This window comes from Pseudomonadota bacterium (assembly GCA_034660915.1).
Taxonomy (GTDB): domain Bacteria; phylum Desulfobacterota; class Anaeroferrophillalia; order Anaeroferrophillales; family Anaeroferrophillaceae; genus DQWO01.
Genome location: JAYEKE010000217.1, coordinates 1 through 1,707 on the forward strand (window position 1 = coordinate 1; position 1,707 = coordinate 1,707).

At 54.9% G+C, this 1,707-nt stretch carries 1 protein-coding gene; it reads left to right on the plus strand.

Annotation, left to right across the window (positions count from 1 at the left end):
- Positions 1-110 precede the first annotated feature (110 nt).
- On the plus strand, positions 111-1,667 hold the full coding sequence (locus U9P07_12020) for a class I adenylate-forming enzyme family protein (protein MEA2110130.1): 1,557 nt from the start codon (positions 111-113) through the stop codon (positions 1,665-1,667).
- Positions 1,668-1,707: the final 40 nt, after the last annotated feature.

Below are 1,707 nucleotides of genomic sequence, written 5' to 3' on the forward strand. Positions count from 1 at the left end.
AAACAAAATAGGGGACAGACCACGGTTTTTTGTCACCTAGGCTGTCCATTCCATGTGGCATTGCAAGACCTGACCCCTTTCTTTTCCCTCTGCGGTGATCATAAAACGCAATGAATTCCCCAACTCTCATCCATCACTTCCTTGAGTCCGGCGCCAAAAACTTTCCCGATAAGATCGCCCTGGTTCACGAAGACGTCCGGGCTTCCTATTTCCAGATCAACGCCGCCGCCAACCGCCTGGCCCACTGGCTCATCAACCACGGCGTCGCTCCCGGCGACCGCGTCGCGATCCTGCTGGAAAATTCGCTGGAATACGTAGTCAGCTACTACGGCATCCTGAAAACCGGGGCGGTTGCCGTGCCTTTAAGCACCGATCTGAAACCGGATACCCTGCAGCCGCTGCTGGCCGAGCTGGAAGCAAAAATCCTTATCTCCAATTTTCGTTTCGAACGACTGTTGCAGGCCACAAATCTCAATACCGGCCTTGCTCTCCTACTCAAACAACCGAAACTTTTCCAATCATCCCCGGCCGTTCCCATCTTTTCCTGGGATGAAATCCTTACCGATGAGAATGACACCAATCCGAATCTCACCTTTTCCGAAACCCGGCTGGCCTCAATCATCTACACCTCCGGCTCCACCGGCAGGCCCAAAGGCGTGATGCTTTCCCACGGCAACATCACCGGCAACACCCGCTCCATCTGCCGGTACCTTCAGATCACCGCCGACGATATTCAAATGGTAGTTCTGCCTTTTTTCTACGTCATGGGCAAATCACTGCTCAATACCCATTTCGCCGTCGGCGGCCGGGTGGTCATCAACAATAAATTTGCCTTTCCCGCCACCGTCCTTAAACAGATGGCGGAAGAAAAAGTCACCGGATTTTCCGGGGTACCGTCAACTTACGCCTATCTTCTGCATCGCTCACCTCTGGAAAAGTATCGAGACCAGCTTCCCAGCCTGCGCTACTGCTCCCAGGCCGGCGGCCACATGGCAAAAACCGTGAAGGAGGAACTGCGCCGCGTCCTTCCTCCCCATACCGACATTTGCATCATGTACGGAGCCACCGAGGCTTCAGCCCGGCTGAGCTACCTCGAACCGGATTCTTTTGCCGCTAAAATCGATTCCATCGGCAAAGCCATTCCCGGCGTCTGCTTGAAAATTCTCGATGAACAGGGCCGGGAGCTGAAAACCGGCGAAATCGGGGAACTGGTGGCCACCGGTCCCAACATTATGGCCGGCTACTGGCGGGATCCGGAATCAACCGCGAAAAAACTGGACGAACACGGCTATCATACCGGTGACCAGGGCTACGTTGATGCCGAGGGTTTCTTTTTTCTGGTCGGCCGCCGGGACAATCAGCTCAAAGTCGGCGGCCACCGGATCAACACCCAGGAAATCGAAGACATCCTGCTGGCTGAGGGACAACTTATCGAAGCCGCGGTCCTCGGCATCCCCGATCCCCTGCTGGGCAATCGCCTCATCGCCCTGGTCGTCCCGGCTGACGGCAATCTTACCGCTGAAGACATAACACGCCGATGCGCCGCGAAACTTCCCAAACATAAGCTCCCTTCAACCATCAAATTCCTGCGTGCCCTGCCCAAAAAAGCCAGCGGCAAAATCGACCGCGACAAATGCCTGAAACTTTGTCAAAATGTGGAACCCTGAACCCTTTATGTTTCAAAACCGTGGTCTGTCCCCTGTTTTC

Excerpts from the sequence above, each read along its gene's own strand:
- U9P07_12020 (MEA2110130.1), top strand. The coding sequence starts at position 111 with ATGAATTCCCCAACTCTCATCCATCACTTCCTTGAGTCCGGCGCCAAA.